Origin of the sequence: Candidatus Poriferisodalis sp. (assembly GCF_965237655.1) — a bacterium.
GTDB lineage: Bacteria > Actinomycetota > Acidimicrobiia > Acidimicrobiales > Poriferisodalaceae > Poriferisodalis.
Genome location: NZ_CBDEGB010000002.1, coordinates 100,271 through 123,413 on the forward strand (window position 1 = coordinate 100,271; position 23,143 = coordinate 123,413).

13 protein-coding genes and 2 pseudogenes are annotated in these 23,143 nt (G+C 63.8%); 12 read left to right on the forward strand and 3 right to left on the reverse strand.

All coding sequences use genetic code 11. The features are described from left to right. The first annotated feature begins 163 nt into the window (after positions 1-163). Genes ACPXYO_RS08430 through ACPXYO_RS08440 form a run of 3 tightly spaced genes read left to right on the forward strand, consistent with a single transcriptional unit; the run spans position 164 to position 6,503 of the window. A complete protein-coding gene (locus tag ACPXYO_RS08430) occupies positions 164-1,396 on the forward strand; it encodes a DUF6361 family protein (RefSeq protein ID WP_423923788.1) in 1,233 nt (410 codons plus the stop codon). Continuing rightward, the gene (locus ACPXYO_RS08435) at positions 1,396-3,204 is read left to right on the forward strand and encodes a phospholipase D family protein (protein ID WP_423918958.1); all 1,809 of its coding nucleotides are present in this window, start codon (positions 1,396-1,398) and stop codon (positions 3,202-3,204) included. The genes ACPXYO_RS08430 and ACPXYO_RS08435 overlap by 1 nt, the downstream gene beginning before the upstream one ends. Continuing rightward, positions 3,201-6,503 (forward strand): DEAD/DEAH box helicase, encoded by a 3,303-nt coding sequence (locus tag ACPXYO_RS08440; RefSeq protein ID WP_423918961.1) that lies wholly within the window; start codon positions 3,201-3,203, stop codon positions 6,501-6,503. Before ACPXYO_RS08435 ends, ACPXYO_RS08440 begins: the two co-directional genes overlap by 4 nt. 155 nt (positions 6,504-6,658) lie before the next feature. On the opposite strand, the gene ACPXYO_RS08445 is transcribed toward ACPXYO_RS08440, so the two are convergent. Next, complete coding sequence (locus ACPXYO_RS08445) at positions 6,659-7,147, reverse strand: type II toxin-antitoxin system VapC family toxin (RefSeq protein ID WP_423918964.1); 489 nt, start codon at positions 7,145-7,147, stop codon at positions 6,659-6,661. Continuing rightward, positions 7,137-7,889: a hypothetical protein gene (locus ACPXYO_RS08450; RefSeq protein ID WP_423918967.1), complete on the reverse strand. Its 753-nt coding sequence runs from the start codon at positions 7,887-7,889 to the stop codon at positions 7,137-7,139. Before ACPXYO_RS08450 ends, ACPXYO_RS08445 begins: the two co-directional genes overlap by 11 nt. 506 nt (positions 7,890-8,395) lie before the next feature. On the opposite strand from ACPXYO_RS08450, the gene ACPXYO_RS08455 reads away from it, so the two are divergent. The 3 genes from ACPXYO_RS08455 to ACPXYO_RS08465 all read left to right on the forward strand — a co-directional run bounded on the left by ACPXYO_RS08455 (position 8,396) and on the right by ACPXYO_RS08465 (position 14,999). Continuing rightward, the gene (locus ACPXYO_RS08455; RefSeq protein WP_423918970.1) at positions 8,396-8,596 is read left to right on the forward strand and encodes a hypothetical protein; all 201 of its coding nucleotides are present in this window, start codon (positions 8,396-8,398) and stop codon (positions 8,594-8,596) included. Between the two features lie 81 nt (positions 8,597-8,677). Continuing rightward, on the forward strand, positions 8,678-9,874 hold the full coding sequence (locus tag ACPXYO_RS08460; RefSeq protein ID WP_423918973.1) for an ISL3 family transposase: 1,197 nt from the start codon (positions 8,678-8,680) through the stop codon (positions 9,872-9,874). A gap of 253 nt (positions 9,875-10,127) precedes the next feature. Continuing rightward, entirely contained in the window at positions 10,128-14,999 is a 4,872-nt protein-coding gene (locus tag ACPXYO_RS08465; RefSeq protein ID WP_423918975.1) for a RecQ family ATP-dependent DNA helicase, read from the forward strand. Positions 15,000-15,012: 13 nt separating this feature from the next. On the opposite strand, the pseudogene ACPXYO_RS08470 reads toward ACPXYO_RS08465, so the two are convergent. After that, positions 15,013-15,565: pseudogene (locus ACPXYO_RS08470) on the reverse strand (peroxidase-related enzyme). 313 nt (positions 15,566-15,878) lie between these two features. On the opposite strand from ACPXYO_RS08470, the gene ACPXYO_RS08475 reads away from it, so the two are divergent. From ACPXYO_RS08475 to ACPXYO_RS08500, 6 genes and pseudogenes are all read left to right on the forward strand, one after another. Beyond that, positions 15,879-16,397 carry a hypothetical protein gene (locus ACPXYO_RS08475; protein WP_423918977.1) on the forward strand — a complete coding sequence of 173 codons (519 nt, stop codon included), beginning with the start codon at positions 15,879-15,881 and terminating at the stop codon, positions 16,395-16,397. Next, the gene (locus ACPXYO_RS08480) at positions 16,394-16,936 is read left to right on the forward strand and encodes a TIGR02391 family protein (protein ID WP_423918980.1); all 543 of its coding nucleotides are present in this window, start codon (positions 16,394-16,396) and stop codon (positions 16,934-16,936) included. The genes ACPXYO_RS08475 and ACPXYO_RS08480 overlap by 4 nt, the downstream gene beginning before the upstream one ends. A 228-nt stretch (positions 16,937-17,164) precedes the next feature. Continuing rightward, positions 17,165-18,502, forward strand: coding sequence for an IS1380 family transposase (locus ACPXYO_RS08485; protein ID WP_423918982.1), 1,338 nt, complete (start codon positions 17,165-17,167; stop codon positions 18,500-18,502). Between the two features lie 355 nt (positions 18,503-18,857). After that, positions 18,858-20,394 (forward strand): annotated as a pseudogene (locus tag ACPXYO_RS08490) (transposase). Positions 20,395-20,598: 204 nt separating this feature from the next. Beyond that, on the forward strand, positions 20,599-21,663 hold the full coding sequence (locus ACPXYO_RS08495; protein ID WP_423918985.1) for a protein kinase domain-containing protein: 1,065 nt from the start codon (positions 20,599-20,601) through the stop codon (positions 21,661-21,663). A 125-nt stretch (positions 21,664-21,788) separates the two neighbouring features. Next, entirely contained in the window at positions 21,789-23,126 is a 1,338-nt protein-coding gene (locus ACPXYO_RS08500; RefSeq protein ID WP_423918988.1) for a hypothetical protein, read from the forward strand. Positions 23,127-23,143: the final 17 nt, after the last annotated feature.

Here is a 23,143-nt window from a genome sequence, read left to right on the forward strand (position 1 = left end):
TGAGTCCCCAAGGCTCGCTCAATGTCAGTCGATCGGGCTTCTTGGGGTGCGACATCGGCGGTTCGAGTCGGCGCGCTTCTCCACCGCAGATCGTCCCGAATTGAGGCAAGATCTCGGTTGACGACCTAATCGGTGACGGCACCACAGGAGCCAGGCATTGGAGATGACAACCGCCTACGCACCCGCATCGTCGCTTGGCTGGCTCGATCTCGATGACGCGGCACGCGAGCGAGTGGGCACGCTGCTGCGAGCGCTCGAGGGGCCCGGGACTCTTGACGTTCTGGGCCTCGGCACGGTACGCGACGCCTTCTCGGCGATACTCAGCCCGGGCACCTCGACCATCCAGACCAGGCTCCGTTACTTCATTTTCCTGCCATGGATCTTCGCCGGCCTCGAGACCCAGCGCGTTTCTCCGGCGGAGTACCGCCGCAGGCTCCGCGAAGACGAGGCGCGGCTCATCGATTGCCTCCGTCACCTGGGTTCCAACCAAGGGGTCATCGGCTACACCGCTGGCCGGGATCTCAAGCGCATGCCGAGCGAGGCCTACTGGGGCGGCATGGGGACTTGGGGCCTGAGACGGCTCGACTTCAGCATCACTGAATACGGCCAGATGGCAGCCACCCTTGGGCGACACCGGCCCGAACGCGATGACGACAACAACGCGGCGAAGCGGACGGTGGCAATGTGGGCGCAACTCCCGCCCGCCCCGGAGGACTTCTTGCAAGGCGACATCACCTTCGACCTTGGCCCCGATGAGGCGCATCTCTTGGCAGATCACATCCGACGGCATCACAAAGGCACGCTGCTGGCCGTCCTGTGCGGCATGCCGGGCCTAGCGGCCGACGTCGCCTACCCGTGGGAACTGCCGACAAACGGGATGCCCGATCAACTCGTCGAGGTCCTGCGCCACGCCCGCTGCTTTTCCGAGCTGACCGTCGGCCCACAGCACGTCTACAACGTGCTTCTTGCGCGCAAGGCGAGACAAGAGTTCGGCTGGGACACACACGAACTCGAATCGCGCCAGCTCGACCATCTCGTCGACTGGGCGCAGCTGATTGCCGACGGGCACGAGGACTTTCGCTCCTGGGCCGCAGACCTGCCCGAGTTCTGGAGCTTTCTGGCCGAACACGGTGTCAGCGCCGGTGCCCGAGATTTCGTCACCGCAATGGTCACGCGAGCAGTGGACGACCCTGAGGGCTTCGTCGACGACCCGGCGGTCCACCGACGCATCCGCGACCGGGAAATCCGCCTCAAGTCAAAGCGAGCCCGGCTGGCCCATCGGGCCGCTCTGGAGAACTGGAACCAGGCATCGTTTGGCGGCCAGTTCGACTACCGATGGGGCATCACTCGGAGCTATCTCGCAGACATTGCTGCGGGCTTGACGGCGGGCGCCTGATGCTCCAGCCCACGAACCGGCTGACCCTCATCGACGCGATGCGGCCACCGGCCGGCTTCTGCTTCGAGTCGGCGATGGCTGTTACCTTCACGCTCGACCTGCGGGCGCTCTTGGCGGCGCCTGCTGCGTTCGCGCTTACAGGGCCTGACGGCATCGTCTCCGACGGAAGCCAACACGAGCCCATCGAGCTGCTTCACGCTCTGCGGTCCCACGCCGGCAAGATCACCGTGTTTAGCCAGGTCGGCGACATCGCCATGCCGCCCTCGCGACGGGTCTTCGCCTTCCTTGAGCGGGCGGTTGTCCCCGTCGACGCCCCGAACCACGGAATTGTGCATCCCAAGGTGTGGGTACTTCGCTACGAGGCTCGTGATGAACCGGCGGACGGCCAAGCACCGCAGCAGCGGCTGCGTGTGCTGATCGCCAGCCGGAATCTCACATTCGATACGAGTTGGGACACGGTGCTCCGCCTCGATGAGACAGCGGATGCGACCGGTGCCGTGCTCGAGCCTGTAGGGGAATTGTTCCAGGTTCTCCTCACCGCTGCGGTCGGCGCTGTCTCGCCAGCTCACCAACAGCGCGTGCACTCGCTCTCAGCAGCGCTGCGGACCGCAGCATTCGCTCTGCCGACAGGTGTGAAGGATCTGCGGATTCATGTGCTGGGCATCACCCAACAGCCTTCACCGCTGCCCGGCACTGCCGAGCGGTCACTGATCATCTCGCCGTTCGTCAGCGACGGCTTCTTCCAACGAGTGCACCCGGCACCGGTCGACGAACTGGTCAGCAGGGCGGAATCCCTCGACCTTCTTGTGCCGGGCGCACTCGCCAACGTGGCCACGGCGTACACATTCGACGACGGCAGTGCAGCCGATCTCCTAGCTGAAGAAGGACGATCATCGCCCCAAGACCCGGGCCGTCCACTCGTCGGACTGCACGCCAAGGTCTTCGCCTTCGAGGACAAGGGCCGAGCACGCCTGTTCGTCGGCTCCGCCAACGCAACCTGGGCCGCATTCAACAGCAACGTCGAGATCCTCGTTGAACTGGTCGGACCCACAGCAGTGCTCGGCATCGATCGGCTCTGCGGCGGCACGGAGGACGAACGTGGCCTCCGCGATTTGTTCAATACCTATGGCGGACCCGAGCCGGTCGACAATCCGTCCGAGGCAGCGTCGCTTGTCAGCGCACGCCGCGCCATCGCTCGGCTTCCGATCGAGGGCTTCGTCACCGAGAGCGGTACCGAATGGGCCGTCACCTACCGATCAGCCGAGCCGGTGCCGGTTGTCGACGGAACGGAGATCCACTGCTGGCCGCTCGCATCGGCCGGCAATCGGCGACGAGTTGCCATGGGCAAGCCCTTCGAGGTGCGCTTCGAGACCAGCCTCGAGGCCATCAGCGGATTTCTCGCGTTCGAGCTCGCTCACGAGGACAGCACCCTGACCGGGTTCGTGATGCCGGTCCCGTTGGTCGACGTGCCAGAGCACCGTGAGCGGTTCTTGCTGCGCGCACTCGTCGGGAATGCGGAGCGTTTTCTTCGGTACCTCTTGGCGCTGCTCGATGAGGACTCGGGGCAGATGGACCTGTTGGAGGCGGTGGAGAGAGTTGGCGCAGACGCCTCTGGCGACGGGCACGGTGCTGCGAGCCTGCCGGTCTTGGAGAAATTGCTGAGAACGATGCGGCGAGACCCGGCAAAGCTCGCTGGGCTCCACCCGCTCGTGTCGGACCTGGCCGAGGATGGCGCGCTCCCACCAGGCTTCGCCGAGCTGTGGGCGGCCATCTATGACGTGGCAATCGCAGGAGCAGCCGCCCGGTGACTGGACAGCACATCGACGTCCAAGCGGTCCTCGGCGATCTCAAGGACTTCCAGCAGCGGACCGCCCGCTGGACATTCGAGCGGATGTTCGATGAGCAGAATCCGGCGGTCCGATTCTTGGTGGCCGACGAGGTCGGTCTTGGCAAGACCCATGTCGCCAAGGGCGTCATCGCCCAGGTCATCGATTATCTCGGAAGCATCGGCGATGCACGCCATGACATCGTCTATGTCTGCTCGAACGCGGCGATCGCCCGCCAGAACCTCCGCAAGCTCGTCCCCAAAGGCATCGAGCCGCTCGAGGACGTCGGCCGGCTCGCCATGCTCCCCCTGGCGGAGTTGAATGACGGTGACGGCACACAGACCGGCGTCAATCTGCTTGCGATCACGCCCGGTACGTCGCTGAAGTTTGGCCGCAGCACAGGCACGTTCCGGGAGCGATGCTTGGCGTACACGTTCTTGCGCGCCCATTGGGGTGCCGGCGTCATGACCGCCCCGGCTAGATGGATCTTCTGGGAAGGCATCACGGCTGGTGATCCCGATGAGCGCCTTCGCGCCAAAGAGCGCTGGTATCGGTCACAAATCGCAGGCTCGCTCGGGGACTTCACCGAGGAACTCGGGGTGGTTGACGAGTCACGCAATCGCCATGCCAAACCAACGCTGCGCGCACTGTTCGACAAGCTTGTCGATGGGTTGAAATGGAAGCGGGCCTTTCCTGACGATCTGTGGAACCTCCGACGGGAGCTGATCGGTGAGGTTCGCCGAATCATGGCGATCGTCGGCATCGCGGCGCTCCAACCCGATCTCGTGGTGCTGGACGAGTTCCAGCGGTTCAAGGACCTGTTGCAGCCAGATCCCGACAATTTCGCTGCCGAGTTGGCCCACCGCCTCTTCGACTACGAGGATCCCGAGACTGGCCGCGCCACCCGAACGCTGCTGCTCTCGGCGACCCCGTATCGCATGTACACGACGGCTGATGAGATCGACAGCGACCACTACGCGGACTTTGTTGACACGTGTTCGTTCCTGTTCCAAGATCCGGCGCGAGTCGAACGGCTGCAGAGCCATTTTGCCGCTCTGCGATCTGCGCTCACATCCGTCGAGTCATTCGCCGGCGCGGAGTCAATCTGCGGTGACATCGGGTCCGAGCTGCGCGACGTGATGGCACGAACAGAGCGGCTGGCGGCCACACCGGACCGCGACGGGATGCTCCGGGAGCTCGACGCTCAAGTAGCTGTGGAGCCCGATGACCTTCGCGCTTATTTGCGCATCGGTGACCTCGCCGAGACGGTGGAGCATCACGAGCCCACCGAGTACTGGAAGTCCGGGCCGTACCTCGTCAACTTCATGGAGCGGTACAAGCTGAAGCAGGCCGTCGTGAAAGCCGCGGACGAGGGCCGGCTCGCCGACGATGGAAAGTTCGATCCTGGTCCTGGCCTATTGAGTTGGGAGGACGTCGAGGCGTATCAGTGCATCGACCCCCAGAACGGGCGGCTTCGCTGGCTGCTCGACGATCTGGAGCGCCATCGTGCGTTTGAGCTGCTCTGGATGCCCCCGTCGCTTCGGTACTACGACACCCGATCGGTGTACGAGGCACCTGAGGCTGCCAGCTTCACAAAGCGCCTGATCTTCTCGAGCTGGGCAGTTGTGCCGAAGGTCGTCTCGTCGCTCGTTAGTTTCGAGGCCGAGCGTCACGCCTTCGCCGGACGCAGCCACGGTTACACAGCCGAATACGGGCGACGTGGTGGCCAGCGCCTCGATTTCCGCACAAGTGAGCGCTTCACCAGTGAGGCCAGACCCGGGGAGGCGCGGGCAGCCCGCCGGGCAGCGACGATGACAGCGTTTCTCTTCGTATGGCCAAGTCCGAGTCTCGCCGAGCTTGGCTACCCGCGACAGACGGGGCAAGGCGAGCGCCGCCAAGTCTCGGACGTGCTCACCGATGTGGCAGCTCAAGTAGCGGACGCCATCGCACCGCTCATTGGGTCTGGGCCCACCGACGGCGTCGTGGATCGAAGGTGGTACTGGGCTGCGCCCTTGTACCTCGACCAGCAGTTGCACCCCTCGGCGATCGACCTCCTGCTCGCCTCTGACGGCGCCTCGCACTGGGAGGGCGACCAAGACGGGAGCGCGTTCCGAGCGCATCTTGCCGAGGCGCGGTCGATGGTCGAGTACGGCCACACGGCTCTCGGCCGTCCACCCGATGACCTCGCGGAGGTGCTCGCCGAGGTTGCGCTCGGCGGGCCCGCGCAGTGCGCCTTGCGGGCGGTCAGTGCGGCCGTCGGGCTCCCGATCTCTCACGAGTCGACGGTGTCGAACGCTGCATGGATCGCCGCAGCGTTCAGGGGTTTCTTCAACGCCCCGGAAGTCACAGGCGTCGTCGTCGGCGGGAGGCCGGACGAGTCTGACTCCGAAGACGGCGTCGGCCGATACTGGCGCGATGTCCTGCGACACTCGATCGACGGCAACCTCCAAGCCGTACTCGATGAGCACGCCCATGTGCTTCGTGACTGGCTCGGCCATCTGAGCTTGAGCGACGATGATCGACGCATTGCGGCAGCCGATGACATCGGCTACGCGGTCGCGGAAGCCCTAGATCTTCGCACCTCCTCGTTCCGCGTCGACATCCCCCGCCGAGAGCGGAACGGCCAAGGCGTCGCCCTGGACAGACACACAATGCGCACGCGATTCGCTGTCGCCTTCGGCAACCAGACGCTGGACGGGGGCGGCGAGGCCCGGGTCGAATCCGTTTCCAGGGCGTTCAACTCTCCGTTCTGGCCCTTCGTCCTCACCTCCACCTCAGTCGGGCAAGAGGGCCTCGACTTCCATCTCTGGTGTCACGCAGTGGTCCACTGGAACCTGCCCTCCAACCCCGTGGACTTGGAGCAGCGAGAGGGACGCGTTCACAGGTACAAGGGCCACGCCGTCCGGCGCAACATCGCCGCGACGCTTGGCCCGGACCTCCTCACGAATGGCCTGGCCCCCGGCGTCGATCTCTGGAACGAACTGTTCGCCGCAGCGGCGGCCACTAGGGGGCCGACCGACGGAGAGATGGTGCCGTACTGGGTGTTCCACCGAGGGCCAGCGAAGATCGAACGCCATGTGCCGGTCCTGCCATTCAGCCGAGACGCAGCAGCGGTCCCGCAGTTGCGTAAGTCCCTCGCTGCGTACCGCCTCGCCTTCGGCCAGCCGCGCCAAGAGGAGCTGGTGGAGTTCCTCGGCGCCGACCGCACCGACGAGGAGTTGCTGCAACTGGCATCACGTCTGCGCATCAACTTGGCACCGCCCGAAGAGCACCCCGTCTGACCGGTAACCCGGCGTGCGACCGACGGCACCTTGTCTGTTGCTGCATTGCTGGACGGTGCACCCGTTGCTGTCCGGCGTGCTGCGTGATCCCGCTGGGGTCGAGCGCCTGCTCGCATCGTTCAGCCGAGCCGTCGCCACGCTTGAGCACCGGCCCGCTAACTGAGGTCGAGTTGCGGGCTGTCTGTGAACGGCTCAGCGATCGCAGGCGCGACGAGTTCATCCCATTGGGTTCGGGTCGTCTGGCGTTCATATGTGAAGAACCGTTCACATCCGTGGATTTCGGCCGATGCAAGATGAATCGCGTCGGCAGGTTTGACACTTCTCATGCCCTTTGACCGGGCAGTCCGGATGATGGAGCGAGCGCGTTCAGCGATACGTATCGAGATGTCCGTCAGCCTGATCGGAGACCCTGGGGACCAAAGCGCCTCGATCGCGCTCTCGTCGGCATTCGAGGCATCGGACGCGTGATCGCTCGCAATGAACGCGACTTCTGTCACTGAGAGAACTGATGTCAGCAGCTCAATGTTCCCGCGCTGCGCATCTTCAAGCAAGGCCGCCGCGACGCTCGCACGGCCGGCTTCGTCAGCCAGGTAGGCGATGATCACGTTGGCGTCAAGGTAGACGCGCTGTCTGCTATTGGTCATCCCGCACTCGGCGAACGAGCTCTTCAGCCGGTTCCCGCGTTTGGAGCACGCCGCGTGCCGAGCGGTAGGACGTGCCGGGACTCTCGTCGACGATCTCGACGCTGGTGACGTTTCGAATCGAGTGCGGCCTATCGGTCGCCGGGTCGCGTCGAACTGTGCCGGTCACGTCGGCAAGGTGACCCCACACGTCACGCATTGTGGGCTCCATGTCCTCTGCGGGAAAGCAGGCCACGGCAGAGTCGTTGACGAGGTCATACAGGCTGAAGTGAAGGCGGCGCCGATGCGAGAGCATCTCGACGCGGCCCCGGATCGTGCCCAACGACACGAAGCGGTCCATCTCGGCATCAGCTCGCTTGGCGGCTTCGCCAGAGATGAACTCAACCGCCCCGCTGGCGCATTCAATCGCGACTGGCCGATCGCCGCTCGCGAAGGCCTGCAACTTGGTCATGTGGCGGGTCACGGGCAATGCAACGTCGGCTTCGCCCCTCATGACTGCCTGCCCGGCCTCTACGACGCTCATGCACATGCGCAAGATGAGCGCTTCGGAGCGATCGTCAGCGGGGACGGCTCGCACCACGGCGGTGGCACTGCCATGGTCGAGCCCGGCAACGACCCAGCGGACGCTCGCGCCATGGCTCGCCTCGACGGCATCCAGCGCTCTGGTGAATTCCGCCAAGGCGCCGGACAAGAGCTCGATGGTGACCTCGCCTCCGACTCGGAGACGGATCTCGTCTTCGCGCATGCCGCGGATCGTATACCCGAGGCTCAACGCCTCATTTCGGGATATTCATCGCGTGACTCCCGTCAAGCGGCCATCGAGGCCCTTGGCGAATGGCATCGCGGCTTCGCCGAACCGATCAGTAACCCACGATCTGGGCATGAAGCTCGCCGAGCGCGCCGTCCCAGTCATCGTCAGGAATGACCGTGATGCGTGCCATGAGCCAGCGTCCCACACTGCTAGCGGACCCCGCGAACCGCCTCGGCACCCCATGTCAGCGAAAATCAGCCGCTTGACCCGATCAGGCTGGCCCCATGGTCGGCATGTGTCCGACGACATCGTGACGATGGCTGAACTTGAGAAGCTCAGTCTGGCCGAGCGCCGAACGTCTCGAGGTTGGGTTGCCACGCTCGAGACGTGCAGAAGTCCTGCGTCAGTCTCGGCCGACAAGCCCGATTGACGGGTGCCCGTTGGTTGTTCCAGCCGTTACGCGCGTCTGGAGGTGTGGCTAATCGGCGAAGTCGTCGCCTATGTGGTCACGTCCCGACAAGATCGGGGATGATGTCGTAGTCATGCCCACTATTTCTGAAGCGCTGTCCCGATGCCTGGCGTTAGACCTCGAAGTCGCTGGCGATGGCGGCCGCATCTACGCATTCGCGGGTGTGCGCGCCGACACCGGCCAGAGTGTCGTGTGGGCCAAGAATGCGGCCCTTCGTCTTTTGTTGGGATGAGGGTGGGTTGAGGGTCCGCTTGTAGGGGTCGAGGCCCTGCTGGGATCGGTGTTTGCAGACGCCGAACCCTGGAGGGCCTCGATGAAGCGTGATGTTATGTCGGTGCGGTTGTGGCTGCCGCGTGTCGAGGTGCTGGGGGTGGTGGTCGACGCGCCTGAGCGGCTGGTGGTGCGGGTGCGCTCGACGGTGCGCCGCCCGTGTTGCCCTGATTGCGGGACCCCGAGCGGGAAGGCCCATGACCGCCGGGACCGGGAGATCCGCGACCTGGAGGTGTCGGGCCGGCCGGTGGTGCTGGTGTTCGAGCAGCGGCGCATGGTCTGCGAGGTCTGCGGCGGCCGGCGGTTCATGGAGGACCACCCGGCGTTCGAGGGCCGTGTCACGGCGCGTCTGGCGCGCCGGCTGGTCAAAGACGCCCGTGCGATGACGGTCAGCTCGGCGGCCCGCCGTCATGGAGTGGGCTGGAAGCTGGTCAACGCGCTGGTGGTCGCCTATGCAGGTCTGGTCGGCGACCGCCGGCGCCGGCAAAGGTGTCGGGTGCTGCTGGTGGACGAGACCTCGATCCGCAAGCGGCACCGCTATGTGACGGTACTGGTGAACGGCGACACCGGCGAGGTGCTCGCCATGGTTCCCCACCGCAGCCAGGCAGCACTGTCAGGGTTCCTGGCCGCCCAAGGGCACCGATGGTGCCGGGCGGTGAAGGTCGTGGTGTCCGACGGCTCGGCGGCGTACAAAGCAGCGATCGACGCCCAGCTCGGCCATGCCCGCCACGTCCTGGACCGGTTCCACGTCATCAGATGGTTCCAAGCAGGGCTCACCGCGGTCCGCCGAGACGTCCAGCGCCGCCCCGAAGGCTCCAAGCCCGCTTTCGACCGCGACGTGTTCCGGGCGAGATTCCTGCTGATGCGCAGACCCGACAAGCTCGACGCCGCCGACCAGGCCCGCCTTGACGCCCTGTTCGCCGCCCATCCACGGCTCAAAGCAGCCTGGGAAGCGCTCGGCGAGCTGCACCAGCTCTATCTCGCCGACGACCACGACGGCGCGATGGCAGCCCTGGACCGGTTCGCGGACATCTACAGCACCGGCCAGATACCCGAGTTCAGCGACACCGTCGACACGTTCCTCGCCTGGCATGCCCAGATCCTCGACTGGCACCACACAGGACGGCCCAGCAACGGACGCATCGAGGGAACGAACAACCTGCTCCAAGTCCTGCGACGCCGAGCCCACGGCTTCACCAACTACGCCAACTTCGAAGCCCGCGGCCTGCTACTAACCTGACCCCGCCGAGCCCAGCAGCCCGAATCCCAAAAAAAGACGAAGGCTCAAGAATGCAAGATCGACTGCGCCCGACAATGCGAACCTCGTCGTCACCGAGGGTGACGAAGTCGTCGGGAAAAGGCGGGTCGATTCTGCCGATCAGGCACTTCGGGAGCTAGACGCACTGGCCGAAGGTGCCGAGTTTGTACTCGGCCACAATCTGATCAAGTTTGATCTGCCGATCCTGCGAACAGCAGATCCTGGACTGCGATTGTTGCAGTTGCCCGCCTTGGACACGCTGTGGATCAATCCTCTGGCGTTTCCTCGGAACCCCTACCACCATCTCGTCAAGCACTACAAGGACGCTCCGCTGACGCTCAGCGAACGCAACGATCCATACCTCGACGCACGGCTGGCGTTGCAGTTGTTCATCGATCAGCGTGAGGCGTTGCACGAAGTGCCGCCGGAAACGCTGGCGGCTTGGCACTGGCTGACCACCAGAGACCCCCAATCGGCTGGCTTCGACCTGTTCTTCGCTGCGTTGCGAGGCTCGCAGAGCCCCAGCGCGTCCGGGGCGCGAGAGGCGATCCGCAGCTGCCTCGACGACCACGCGTGCCAGACACAGCTTCGACGGGCGATCGCTGACGCCCCTGAGCACGGCTGGGTCCTCGCGTTCGCGGTGGCATGGATCTCGGTGTCGGGAGGAGCCTCCGTGATGCCGCCGTGGGTGCGCCACCAGTTCCCGGGCGCCAGTCGGCTCGTTCGGAGCCTGCGCGACAACGCATGCAACGACGAGCGCTGCGCATGGTGTCGCACTCACCACAACTCTGTGCAGGAACTCAAGCGATGGTTCGGCTTCGATTCGTTCCGAGAGCAGCCCGCTGACCCGGAGTCCGATGAGTCATTGCAGCAGCGGATCGTCGAGACAGCGATGGCGGGCCAAGATGTGCTGGCGATACTGCCTACCGGTGCAGGCAAGTCGCTGTGCTACCAGTTGCCGGCGCTGTCCCGTTACGACAAGACGGGTGCGGTGACGGTGGTGATCTCGCCGCTCGTGGCGCTCATGGCGGACCAAGTGGCCGGTCTCGAGAAGCAAGGCATCACCTCGTGCGTCACCGTCAACGGGTTGATGTCGCTGCCCGAGCGCGCCGATGCGCTCAACAAGGTCCGGCTGGGTGATGCAGCGATTGTGTTGATCTCCCCCGAGCAGCTGCGCAGCCCATCGGTGCGCAGCGCCATAGCGCAACGCGAAATCGGTGCCTGGGTGCTCGATGAAGCCCATTGCCTGTCGAAATGGGGGCACGACTTCCGCCCCGACTACCGCTATGTGGGGCGTTTCATCCGCGAAAAGTCCGACAGTGAGCGAGCGCCGCCGGTGCTGTGCCTGACCGCAACTGCCAAACCGGAGGTCAAGACCGAAATCTGCGAGTACTTCCGCAGACACCTCGGCATCGAAATGCGCGTTTTCGACGGCGGAACCCGCAGGACCAACCTGAACTTTGTTGTGTCGCCGACGACAACTGCGATGAAGCTTCCAGACATCAAGATGACCCTGGAGCACCATCTGCCGCAGCACCTGCGGGGAGGGGCGATCGTGTACTGCGCGACCCGCAGGCGCACCAGCGAGGTCGCCGAATTCCTCGGGGCGCAAGGAATCGACGCTGACCGCTTCCACGCCGGCTTGCAACCCGAAGAGAAGAAGACCATCCAACAGCGCTTCATCGGCGGCGAGCTTCGGGTCATCGCCGCCACCAATGCGTTCGGGATGGGCATCGACAAGCCTGACGTGCGACTGGTCATCCACGCCGATATCCCGTCCTCACTGGAGAACTACCTGCAAGAAGCAGGCCGGGCCGGCCGGGACCAGCAGCAGGCGCACTGTGTGCTGCTCTACACCGAAGATGACGTGGAGCGCCAGTTCGGGTTGTCGGCGAGGTCGCGTCTCACCCGGCGCGAGATCCACGGGGTGCTGCGGTCGCTGCGCGCCCTCGACCGCCGAAGCGGACGAACCGGTGAGGTCGTGGCCACGTCCGGTGAGATCCTCACCGAGGATGAAGCGGACGACTTCACCCGCGATTCATCAACAGATGACACGCGGGTGCGAACAGCAGTGGCATGGCTCGAAGAAGCGGAGTTGCTGACCCGCGAAGAGAACCGGGTGAGCGTGTTTCCTTCGTCATTGCGCGTCAGCACCGTCGAGGAGGCCCGCACGAGGCTTGGCGGTGGTGACCTCAACGAGGGTCAACGAATTGCGCTGTTGGCAATCGTGAAGGCGCTGATTGACGCGGACCCTGACGACGGCATTTCGACGGACGCGCTGATGGGAGTCGCCGGTCTCAATTCGGACAAGCTGCGAGCTGCCTTGTACGACCTCGAACAACGCGGGCTCGCCACGAATGACACCGTCGTGACGGCGTTCGTTCATGTCGGCGTGCGACGGCCGTCTCACAGCCGCCTCACCGAGGCCTCCGGCTTGGAGGAAACCCTGATCGGCTTGATGCAAGAGTCGGCGCCTGATCTTCCTCTGGATGGTTCTGCTCCGCTGAACTTGCGGGTAGCCGCTCAGGAACTTCACGACGCAGGTTTCGCCGACGCACGACCTGAGCTCATCGTCCGCACCCTGGGGGGCATTGCCCAGGACGGACGTGGCGATGGCGGCGGCAGAGGCAGCGTCACTGTGCGCAAGCACGGAGTTGAAAGCGTCTTGGTGACGCTCAAGCGTGAATGGTCCTCGCTCGAGAGCATCGCCCAGCGCCGCCGTGGCGCAGCCGGCGTGCTCCTGAAGCACCTGTTGTCGAAACTGCCGCCGGGAAGCCGAGGCAACGATTTGCTCGTCTCCACGACACTCGGCGACCTGCAGAAGGCCGTCGACGAGGCAATCGAGGTTGACTCGACGCTGCGTGCTGGCACCAAGGATGTCCGCAGGCTTATGGAGCGGGCACTGATGTGGCTCCACGAACAGGAGGTTGTCAGACTGAACAGAGGCCTCACGGTGTTTCGCCCCGCGATGACTATCTCGCTTGAGCCGGGGACACGAGGCTTCAGGCAAACCGACTTCACCGAACTTGACGATCACTACGGCGGCACTGTGCGGCAGATCCATGTGATGGCCGAATTCGCCGAGCAGGGCCTCACCAAGGTTGCCGACGCGTTGCGCTTGTCGCTCGACTATTTCGAGCTTGGCGAGGACGAGTTCGTGCGCCGCTGGCTGCCTCGGCGTCGCACCGAGATCGACCGTCCGACCACGGCGGCGTCGTGGAAGTCGATCGTTGGGAACCTGTCCAGCGCGCAGCGAGCGATCGTGGCAAATGATCGCGAAACCACGAATGTGTTGGTGCTCGCGGGTCCAGGCTCAGGCAAGACCCGGGTGCTGGTGCACCGCATCGCGTATCTCATTCGGGTGAAACGCCAGAACCCGCGGGGCATCTTGGCGCTCGCCTACAACCGGCATGCAGCGGCCGACGTTCGACGGCGTCTGCGCGAACTGGTCGGTGATGACGCGAACGGCGTGATGGTGCTGACATGCCACTCGCTCGCTATGAGGCTCGTCGGGGCCAGCTTCTCAGGGACTGCGAGCCAGACCAGCGACAGCAAATTCGAGGAGAAGCTCAACGAAGTCATGGCGAAAGCCATCGCGCTGCTGCAAGGAGATGAGCTCGAACCCGAAGAGGCCGAGGAGTCACGGACGCGCCTGCTGGCAGGTTTCCGGTGGATACTCGTCGACGAGTACCAAGACATCGGCGACGATGAGTACCGGCTGATCTCAGCGCTCGCGGGCCGAACCGCATCTGATGCCGACGCCCGGCTGACCCTGTTCGCTGTGGGCGACGACGACCAGAACATCTACTCGTTCAACGGGACATCGCCGGAGTTCATCCGACGCTTCGAGCAGGACTACGACGCCAAGACCGAGTACTTGATCGATAACTACCGCTCCAGCGGTCACATCATCGACGCCGCCAATGCGGTCATTGCCCCGGCGACCTCACGCATGAAGGCCAAGCACACGATCAGCAGCGACAGAGCGCGCCGACGCGACCCGGCTGGAGGACCTTGGAGTGAGCTGGATCAGGTTGCCGCGGGCAGGGTGCAGGTTCTGCCATCGGGGAACAGTTGGATCTCCCAAGCGCAAGCGGTGATGGCCGAGCTGGACCGGCTGTGCGGCCTTGCGCGTGACTGGGACTGGTCGCGCTGCGCGGTGATTGCACGCGAATGGAGCCAGCTCGAACCGGTTCGCAGCATCTGCATACGGGACAACACCCCGGTGCAGCTCGCGAATGAGAACGAGATGAGCCTGTGGCACTTGCGCGAGACCCAGGCGCTCAGACACGACATCCAACAACACGGCACAGCGCTGGTTCGAAACGGTGATCTCAGGGCGTGGCTGGACCGCCAACCGTCGGGGCCGTGGACAGAACTTCTGTCCCAAGCCATCGAGGAATATGACATCGAGACAGGCGGCGCCGAGATGCCGGCGGTCTCGGTCATTGAATGGCTGGCGGAGTGGTGCCGCGACACTCGACGGCGCCAGCGCGGATTGCTGCTGTTGACGGCGCATCGGGCCAAGGGCCTTGAGTTCGACCACGTGGCGGTGCTCGATGGAGGCTGGGACAGGCGCGGCCGCGACGAGGACGCCGACGCACCTCGCCGCCTGTATTACGTGGCGATGACCCGGGCCAAGCAGACGCTGACCCTGTCGCGCTTGGGCAGTGCCCATCCGTTCGGTGGGCCGCTCCAAGGCAGCGATTCGGTGCTGTGGCGCCGTCCCGTCAGACTGCCGCCGCCAACGGCGGAGCTGGGTCGCAGTTACCGCAGCCTCACCCTCCGAGATGTGTATCTCAGCTTCCCCGGTCGCAAGCCAGACGGTGACCGCATACATCGCAGCATCGCGGCGCTGTCACCGGGAGATCCCCTGCAAATGCGTCGTCGCAATGACCGATGGGAGATCCTCGACCGCCGCGGGTTAGTCGTCGGCGTGCTGGCCGGCGGTTTCGAGGTTCCGAACGGCATGCGCTTCGTTGAAGCCAGCGTTTCAGCCATTGCGACCTGGGGCAAGAACCAGTCTGACCCGCAGTACACAAGCGAGCTGAAGTGCGACCAGTGGGAGGTTGTGATTCCAGATCTTGTCTTCGAGCCGGGTGGTTGACCTCGGCTGCGGGTCAGTCGGGGATCCAGTCTTCGGTTTGGAGGCCGAGCCCGTCGGCGATGCGGTTGGCATACGCGTAGTAGCCGACCACCTCGACGATGTCGAGGATGTCCCGGTCCGAGAAGCCGGCTTCTCGCAGCGCGTCGACATCGGCGTCGTTCATGGTCGCGGCTGGGGTGGCGGTGAGCTTGACGGCGAATCGGAGCATGGCGGTGCGCTTGGGGGACAGCGGGGCGGTGGTCCAGTCGTGCTCGATCGGCTGCGACCAGTTCGTCGTTGTTGATGAGTCGGCGCAGACCGCGCCGGTGGTGGACGATTCAGTAGTGGCAGTCGTTGGTGAGGCTCACGACCAGGGCGATGAGCTCGCGTTCGACCTTGCGCAGTGGCGCGGTGCCGGCCATGGCCGATTCGTAAAGGCCTTGATGTGCCGCCATAGAACGGGGGTTCAGCGAGTGCACGGCGAGGATGTTGTCGACCCGGCCGTAGGTGCGATCCACGACCCGGGGATGAAGCTCGTCGAGCGGGCCGTCCCAGGAGTCGTCGGGAATGACCCTGATACGTGCCATGGTGCAGCGTTTCACACGAGTGGTGGAGCCAGCGAACAGCCCGCCGCGAGCCACTTCGATCGCCCGGGGTTCTGTGATTGCACAATCGCTCGTGACCATCTATAGCATGGCCAGCCTAGTCTCATTGATGTAATTCCATTCATGAAAGGCGACGATGGCAGCCAATCCATACCCCAAGGTACCGCTAAAGGCATGGACTACTTTGCGAGCCAAAGCTGCGACCGCGCCCTCAACGAAGTTCACCCCCGAGGTGGTTGGGGCGCTGATGGGCATGTCGAGTCCTGAGAGCGCCCTAAGGAACACAGTCAGTCCGATGCGACGACTTGGACTCATCGACGAGGACGGTGTGCTGACCGAACGGGGGAACAAGTGGCGCGTTGACACCTCGTACGGAGACGCCTGCCAAGAGATTCTGGATGAGGTGTATCCGAACGCGCTCGGGGCCATGATCGATGCCGACGGCAGCCCAGATGTCGCAGGAGTCAGAACCTGGTTTGATCACAAGGGCTTCGGCGAGTCGAGCGCACGCCAGATGTCGGCGACGTTCGTCATGATCGCGAGCAAGCAGATCCCCGAGCTGATTGTCATCGACTCAGGCAGGGCGGCCAAGAATGCGCCAGCAGCGAAGAAGGCCGCCGCAGTATCACCGAAGTCGGAGGAAACTCCAGCCTCTCAAGAGCTCCCGGGAAGCGAACCGCCGACGCCGCCAGAAAAATCCAACGGTGGGCCCACAGTCCACCTCGATATCCAGATCCACATTCCGGCCGATGCGACGCCGGAAAAGATCGATCAGATCTTCTCGAGCATGGCGAGGCACTTGTACGCGAAGTGACCGACAACCGATGGTCGGGACCGGCATCGCTCGCGCAGCGGCTTGTCGGCGAACTATCGGACTTTCGGCGGCCTGCAGCGGCTGATGACTCGCCCGTTGCAACCGACGTTGGTTCCAGGTTCGATCTTGATTCCGAATTTGACCGTCGCGTACTTGATCCTGACCTGTGCTCGGCGACTCGGTCACGATTCGTGACAAAGCACTACTCAGATGCGGTCGAGTCCGGGGTAAAGGCACTTTGCGAGTGCATCCGATCTCGGACCGGGAGAACTGAGGACGGTGACCCGCTCGTGACAACTGCGTTCTCGCCCAACGATCCTCTCTTGCGCATCAATCGAGGGCGATCCAAGAGCGATGAGAGCGAGCAGCGCGGCCACATGTTCCTCTGCCAAGGCGTCGTCGCCGCTTGGAGGAATCCGAGAGCACATGCGCTCATCGATGATTCGCCTGCCCGGGCTTTGATGATGCTTGAGGTCCTGAACGACCTTATTGCCACGACGAAGGCGGCTACTCGGACACGCAAGCGGCGCGCCCAGTAGGGACTCGGTGTTACTGCGTCGGCATGCAAACGCCCTCGTTCGATCGCCATGGACCGTCTCCGCGCCCTGCCGAGGTCGGCTTCGGGTAGCTAACCCTGATTTTTCGTGGGGTTCGCGGTTGGGGGTGTGCGCGTCCGCGGAAAAGCCCTTCTGACCTGCGACGATGTGTGCTGTTAGGGCACGATCGGTGCAAAAGAGAAGGGCACTTCCGAGGTGGACGCTGGCGGTGTGGCAAATGTGGGGTTGGACAGCGGCGGGGGGCGGATCGCGTCGGGTGCGGGGCTGTTCGTTCTGGGGGGTTTCGCGGACTCGCTGGGGTTGGGCGCGGCGCTGTCGGCAGCGGTCGGGCACCGCGGCGAGCGTGCGCCGGTTCATGACCGGGGAACGGTGTTGACGCATCTCGCTTTGGTGCTCGCGGGCGGCGGGGAGGCGTGCAGCGACATCGAGCATTTGCGTGCTGAGCCGGGCCTGTTCGGGCCGGTCGCGTCGGACTCGACCGCGTACCGCACGATGACCGGCATCGACTCCGCACAGCTCGACCGCATCTGGGAAGCGGCCGCGGACGTGCGCGCCCGGGCATGGTCGGGGCGCGTGGTTGACCCGGCTGTGGCGTTGGTGCTCGACATCGATTCCGCGCTGGTGGAGATCCACTCGGAGAACAAACACGGCGCCGCGCCCCATATCAAGGGCGGCTGCGGGTTCCACCCCATGGTGTGCTCGACCGACGACGGGGAGCCGCTGTGGGCCAAGCTGCGCCCCGGCAACGCAGCCGCGAACCGCATCGCGGATCACGTCGAGGTGCTCGACGCAGCCATCGCCGGGCTTCCCGAGCGTTTCGCCGCGGGCCACCGCCCCGGCGACGGCGCCGAAGCTGCGGCGCAGCCGATGCGGCTGGGGACCGACTCCGCGGGATGCTCGACCCATATCGCCGACGCGTGCAGGGACCGCAACATCGAGTTCTTCGTCGCAGCACGCAAGAATGAGCAGATCAGCGCTGCGATCGCGACGACGCGCGTCGATCCCGGCCGCTGGAAACGCGCTGCCCCGAACCCCAAGGCGCGCAAAGCCCGAGCGCAGATCGCCGAGCTCACCGACGAGGCCGACCTGTCGAGCTGGCCCGACGGAACACGCCTGATCGTGCGACGCGAGCCGCTGCACCCCGGCGCGCAGCGCTCCCTGTTCGACTCGGCGCACTTTCGCTACTGGGGGTTCCTCACCGACGCACAAGGCAGCCCCGTGCGCCTTGACGCCGTCATGCGCGACCACGCCCGAGTGGAGGACGCCGTCGCTCGCTGCAAGGACTCCGGGCTCAACCGGATGCCGTTCCGCGGCTGGGACGCCAACGCCGCCTCGACAGCGCTGTGCGCCACCGGCGTCGCTCTCGTGCACTGGTCCCGGACACTGCGCCTCACCGGGCCGCTCGCCAAAGCAGCACCCAAACGGCTCCGCTGGCAGCTCTGGCACACACCCGCTCGAATCGTGCGGACCTCCCGAAACACCATCGCGCGCCTTCCCGACCGCCACCCCGCCACCCCGATGCTTCTCCTGGCCCACGCCCTCAACTGACACCCCCGCCAACGCCGCCCCAGCACACCGGCCGCGGCCCCTCCACGCCCACGCACGCCCCGACGGCCGCCTCGCGCAGCCGTCCGGCGCCGAACCAGCACCGGCGACCCACACACACCCAACCGGCAACCCAAAAACAAGCCGCAACCGGCGACTCAACACCCCAAAATGAATGCCCGAGCATACTCATGAATAATCGGAGCTAAGACTGTGAAATCTGCGCCCCGGCTTCGTTGGTAGAGCCCGGGCGCAGTGCTTTGCAATATCACCCACCGCGTCCCGCGATCTAGGAGTCTGCTGATTTGTTCGGTGTGATTTCCGGGTGCGGGGTGTGGGCGCGCGGGACACTTGGGGGGTGCAGGGGACAGCGGATCAGGGTCGGGTGTTGTTGGACGCGGCGGCGGTGTGCGGGCATCTGGTGGCGTCGGGTTCGGTGCATGCGCTGTTGGCTGAGCATCGCAGCCGGCTGTTCGCGGGCTCGTTGTTCGAGGATCTGTTCGCGAGCGGTCGGGGCCGTCGGTCGGTGCCCGGCGAGGTGGTCGCGGTGGTGATGGTGCTCCAGGCGCTGGAGGGCCTGTCGGATCGTGAGGCGTGCGCTCGGCTGGGGACCGATGTGGCGTGGAAGGCCGCTGCAGGCCTCGCTTTGACTGATGAGGGGTTCCATCCCACGGTGCTGACGCTGTGGCGCGACAAGCTGCGCGCGAGCGGCCGTCCGGATCGGGTGTTCGACGCGGTGCGGGAGCTGATCGGCCTCACGGGCGCGGTGGCGGGCAGCGCTCGGCGGGTGCTGGACTCCGCGGTGCTCGACGACGCGGTGGCCCGCCAGGACACCGTGACGATGCTGGTGAACCAGATCCGGCGGGTCCGCAGGCTGGTGCCCGGGCTGGCTGATGTGTGGGTGCGCGAACGCAATCTCGACCCGGCGGGGCCGGTGGTGGACTGGGCGGATCCCGCGGACGCCGAGCGGCTGGTGAGCGAGCTGGTCGATGACGCGTTGGAGCTGCTCGGCGCAGCCGAGGGGCTCGAGCTCGGCGCGGCTCAGGCGGACGCGGCGGGATTGCTGGGGCTGGTCGCGGGCCAGGACGTGGAGCCCGCCGGGGGGCGGCCGGTGGCGGATCGCCCGGCGCACCGCCAAGAACCGGGTGATCTCGGTCGTCGATCCCCAGTCGCGTCACACCCACAAGACCTCTCACAGCTGCCGCGACGGCTACAAGGCGCACATCGCAGCCGAGCCCGGCAGCGGGCTGATCACCGCCGCCGACCCGTCCGCAGGCGACGCCGGCGACGCCGATACGGCGATGGGGCTGCTCGACGCCGAGCCCGCCGGCACTGTGGTGCTCGCGGACAGCGCTTATGGCACCGGGGCGCTGCGCGCCGGCATCGCCCAAGCCGGGACGGAAGCGGTGATCAAGCCCCCGCCGCTGGGCACAGCAGTCCAAGACGGACACAGCATCGACGACTTCGACATCGACTACAGCTGCGACCCCGCCGGCGGCGAGTTCTCCGGCACCGTGACGTGCCCCCAAGACATCACCGTGGCCATCACCCCCCGCGGCAACGCCCGCTTCGGCCGCCACTGCCGCGGATGCCCTCAGCGGGCGCGCTGCACCACCGCCAAGGCCGGGCGCACCATCAAGATCCACCCCCACCACGGCCTCCTCGCCGCGGCACGCGCCCAGGCCCGCACCGAGCAGTCCCAGCACGACTACCGCACGCATCGGCCCATGGCCGAGCGCAGCATCGCATGGACCGTCCGCCGAGGACGAAGATGCCCCTGCCTGGGCGTCACAAAGAACCGACACTGGCTGCGCCTGCGCGTCGCGGCAGTCAACCTCCAACGCCTCACCAGCCTCGGACTCCACCACAACGGCACCACCTGGGCCATCACCTGACCCAGCCCCACAAACCCAGCCGTCCCCGCAGCCCACAACCAGCCCCGGCCGCCACCCGCCCCACCGCCACAGCCCCCACAACACCCAATCGCCGCCACACCAAGCGACTTGCTCAGCAGTCTCCTAGCTACGCTCCGGGGTGCTGCCAGAACTGGCGGGCGACTGAGTACCCGACAGTCGTACCAACCACCGAAAGGAAATCAGGTGAGCGATGCAGATGCGCTCCCTCCTGCATATCGCTTGGAAGGTTTCGACCTTGCAGGCGGCTGGCACGTGGACGAGCTTATCCAACAGCCTGCAAGCGCTACAGGTGGAGAATTCTCAGCAACATACCGTGCGTCCAACAATGACCAATCTGGCAGCAACTACGGGCAAAAGGGATTCCTCAAAGCACTCGATTATTCCTCGGCATTGTCCAGTTCCGACAGAGCAGATGCGCTACGAGACTTGACAATGGCCTATACCCATGAACGTGATCTCATCGCTCTGTGTGCTGAGCGACGGATGCGTCATGTCGTCCGCGGAATCACATCAGGACAGTGCACAGTGCCAGATTCGGGTGAGTTGGGACATGTTGACTATCTCATCCTTGAGATCGCCCGCTCTGATGTTCGAAACGTCATGGACCAAATGACTAACAGAGATTTGGTGTGGGTATTTGAGACTCTTCATAACGTGGCCAATGGATTACGACAGCTCCACGGTGAGAACATTACACATCAGGACCTCAAGCCTTCAAATATCTTGGATTTCGGGACGCGTCGAAAAATTGCCGATCTAGGTCGTGCCCATTGCCCTAGTTCGGTGTCTCCGAATGATGATCTAGTAATTCCGGGAGATCGAGTCTACGCACCACCTGAGCAACTGTACACATATACTCATCCCGATGAGGCTTTCCGGCGTCGCGCAGCCGATCTCTATCAACTTGGAAATCTGATGCTCTATCTCCTTACGGGGATGAGTCTTAACGCAACGATTTACAGTCATATGGCCGAGAATCATCAACCCACGCATTTTGGCGGGTCATATTTTGATGTCCTTCCAATGCTTGAAGTTGGTTTTGTGCGCGCACAACTGAATCTTGAATCTGTGTTGCTGTGTACGCTTGTAGATAAAACAGTTAGTATCTTCACCCAATTGGCGCAACCAGACATTAGGCGGCGTGGAATTCTTCGACGTCCCAACGAAACACGAATGTGTGTCGAAGTAGAACACTACGTTTCTGTATTTGATCGCCTCAAGTCTGATGCGAGTATTGCGGCAGTTTGATGGCCGCGATACAACTCGCAGAGAATCGTCATCTTGTCCCTAGATGGCGTCCATTCCGAGATAGCATTACGCATGGGGAACTAGTTTACGAGAGAGCCAGTGACCGTCGTGACCTTGAGCAAGGCTTGGACGAGCTTGAGTACGACTGGCTCGCCATTGGTTCCCTAACCTATGCAACTGACTTTGCCGCGTCTGCGCTTATTGCCGGGAAACCCGAGCGAGCTATCGCGACACAAGAACTGTTGTTGAATGCAGGCGGAACGTTCAGAACACTGGGTCAGGCGCTTACCAAAGACCATCGGCCTTACGACATCTTGGTCAATGACCAACCCGGATCTATTCGATCATTGCTAAGAAGCAATCCACGGTTCGTATTAGCATGGGTAGAACTTGCTCGCATCCAGTACAGCCATGGTCATGTCGAGGCGGCAGGCAAGAGCCTTCGAGCCGCGGTAGCTCTCGCTCCTTATGATCGGCACGTGCTGCGATCTCAAGCCAATTTCTACGTCAGCATTCGAGAACCGGACCGTGCACTCCATGTACTGACGCCAGCAGCATCAGAAACATTCGATCCTTGGCTCTTGTCTGCTGAAATCTCGGTCTCCGAAGTGGCTGAGAGGAAATCGAAACTGAGACGGAAAAGCCGAGAACGGCTCCGCGCAGGTCAATGGCATTGGGGTTCAGTGTCTGAATTGGCATCGGAACTTGCCACGCTGGAAGACCCATCAGGAAAATCGTCGCGTGCACGCAATCTGCTCCAAATCTCCCTTCGTCAACCAACGGACAACTCAATCGCACAAGCAGTCACCATCGCACAACGGGACCACGCCCAGTGGCTAATAGACACACTTGTAAAGCATAAGCAGGATATATCGGAATCTGCTGAAGCAGCAGCATTGCATTCAGAAAGAATGGGAAACTTCGAAGATGCTGTGCGGCATGCTAGACGATGGCAAAAGGACCAGCCATTCTCTAGAACAGCAGCCAATTATGGAAGCTCCATCGCTGCACTTGGCTCTGAGGACTGGGCGTCGTCTCTAGATTTTGCTGTGAAGGGGAGAAGAATCCACCCCAATGACGCGTCACTAATGAACAACATGGCATATTCACTGATCGAAAGTGGACAAGACCTAGACGAAGCACACCGACTGATTCTGACAGCCGGCAAGAGCAAGAACATGCCGCCAGAGTTCCAAGCTGTTGTCACAGCAACAATGGGTCTGCACGCATACCGAACTGGGGACCCCGAGCAAGGACGCCGCATGTATGATCAGGCAGCGCTAATAGCCCAACAATTGAAGAAACATCGGACAGAGGCTTTAGCGCTCAGTTTGCATGCAAGAGAGACTGACGACCAAAGCGCCGCGAAGAAGATGTTGGAACGAGCAGACAAACTGATCGACAGTCGAGACAAACTCTCGTTACATGTTTACCAACGGAGTACGAATCTCATCAAGCGATAAGAGGCTAGCCGGTCTGC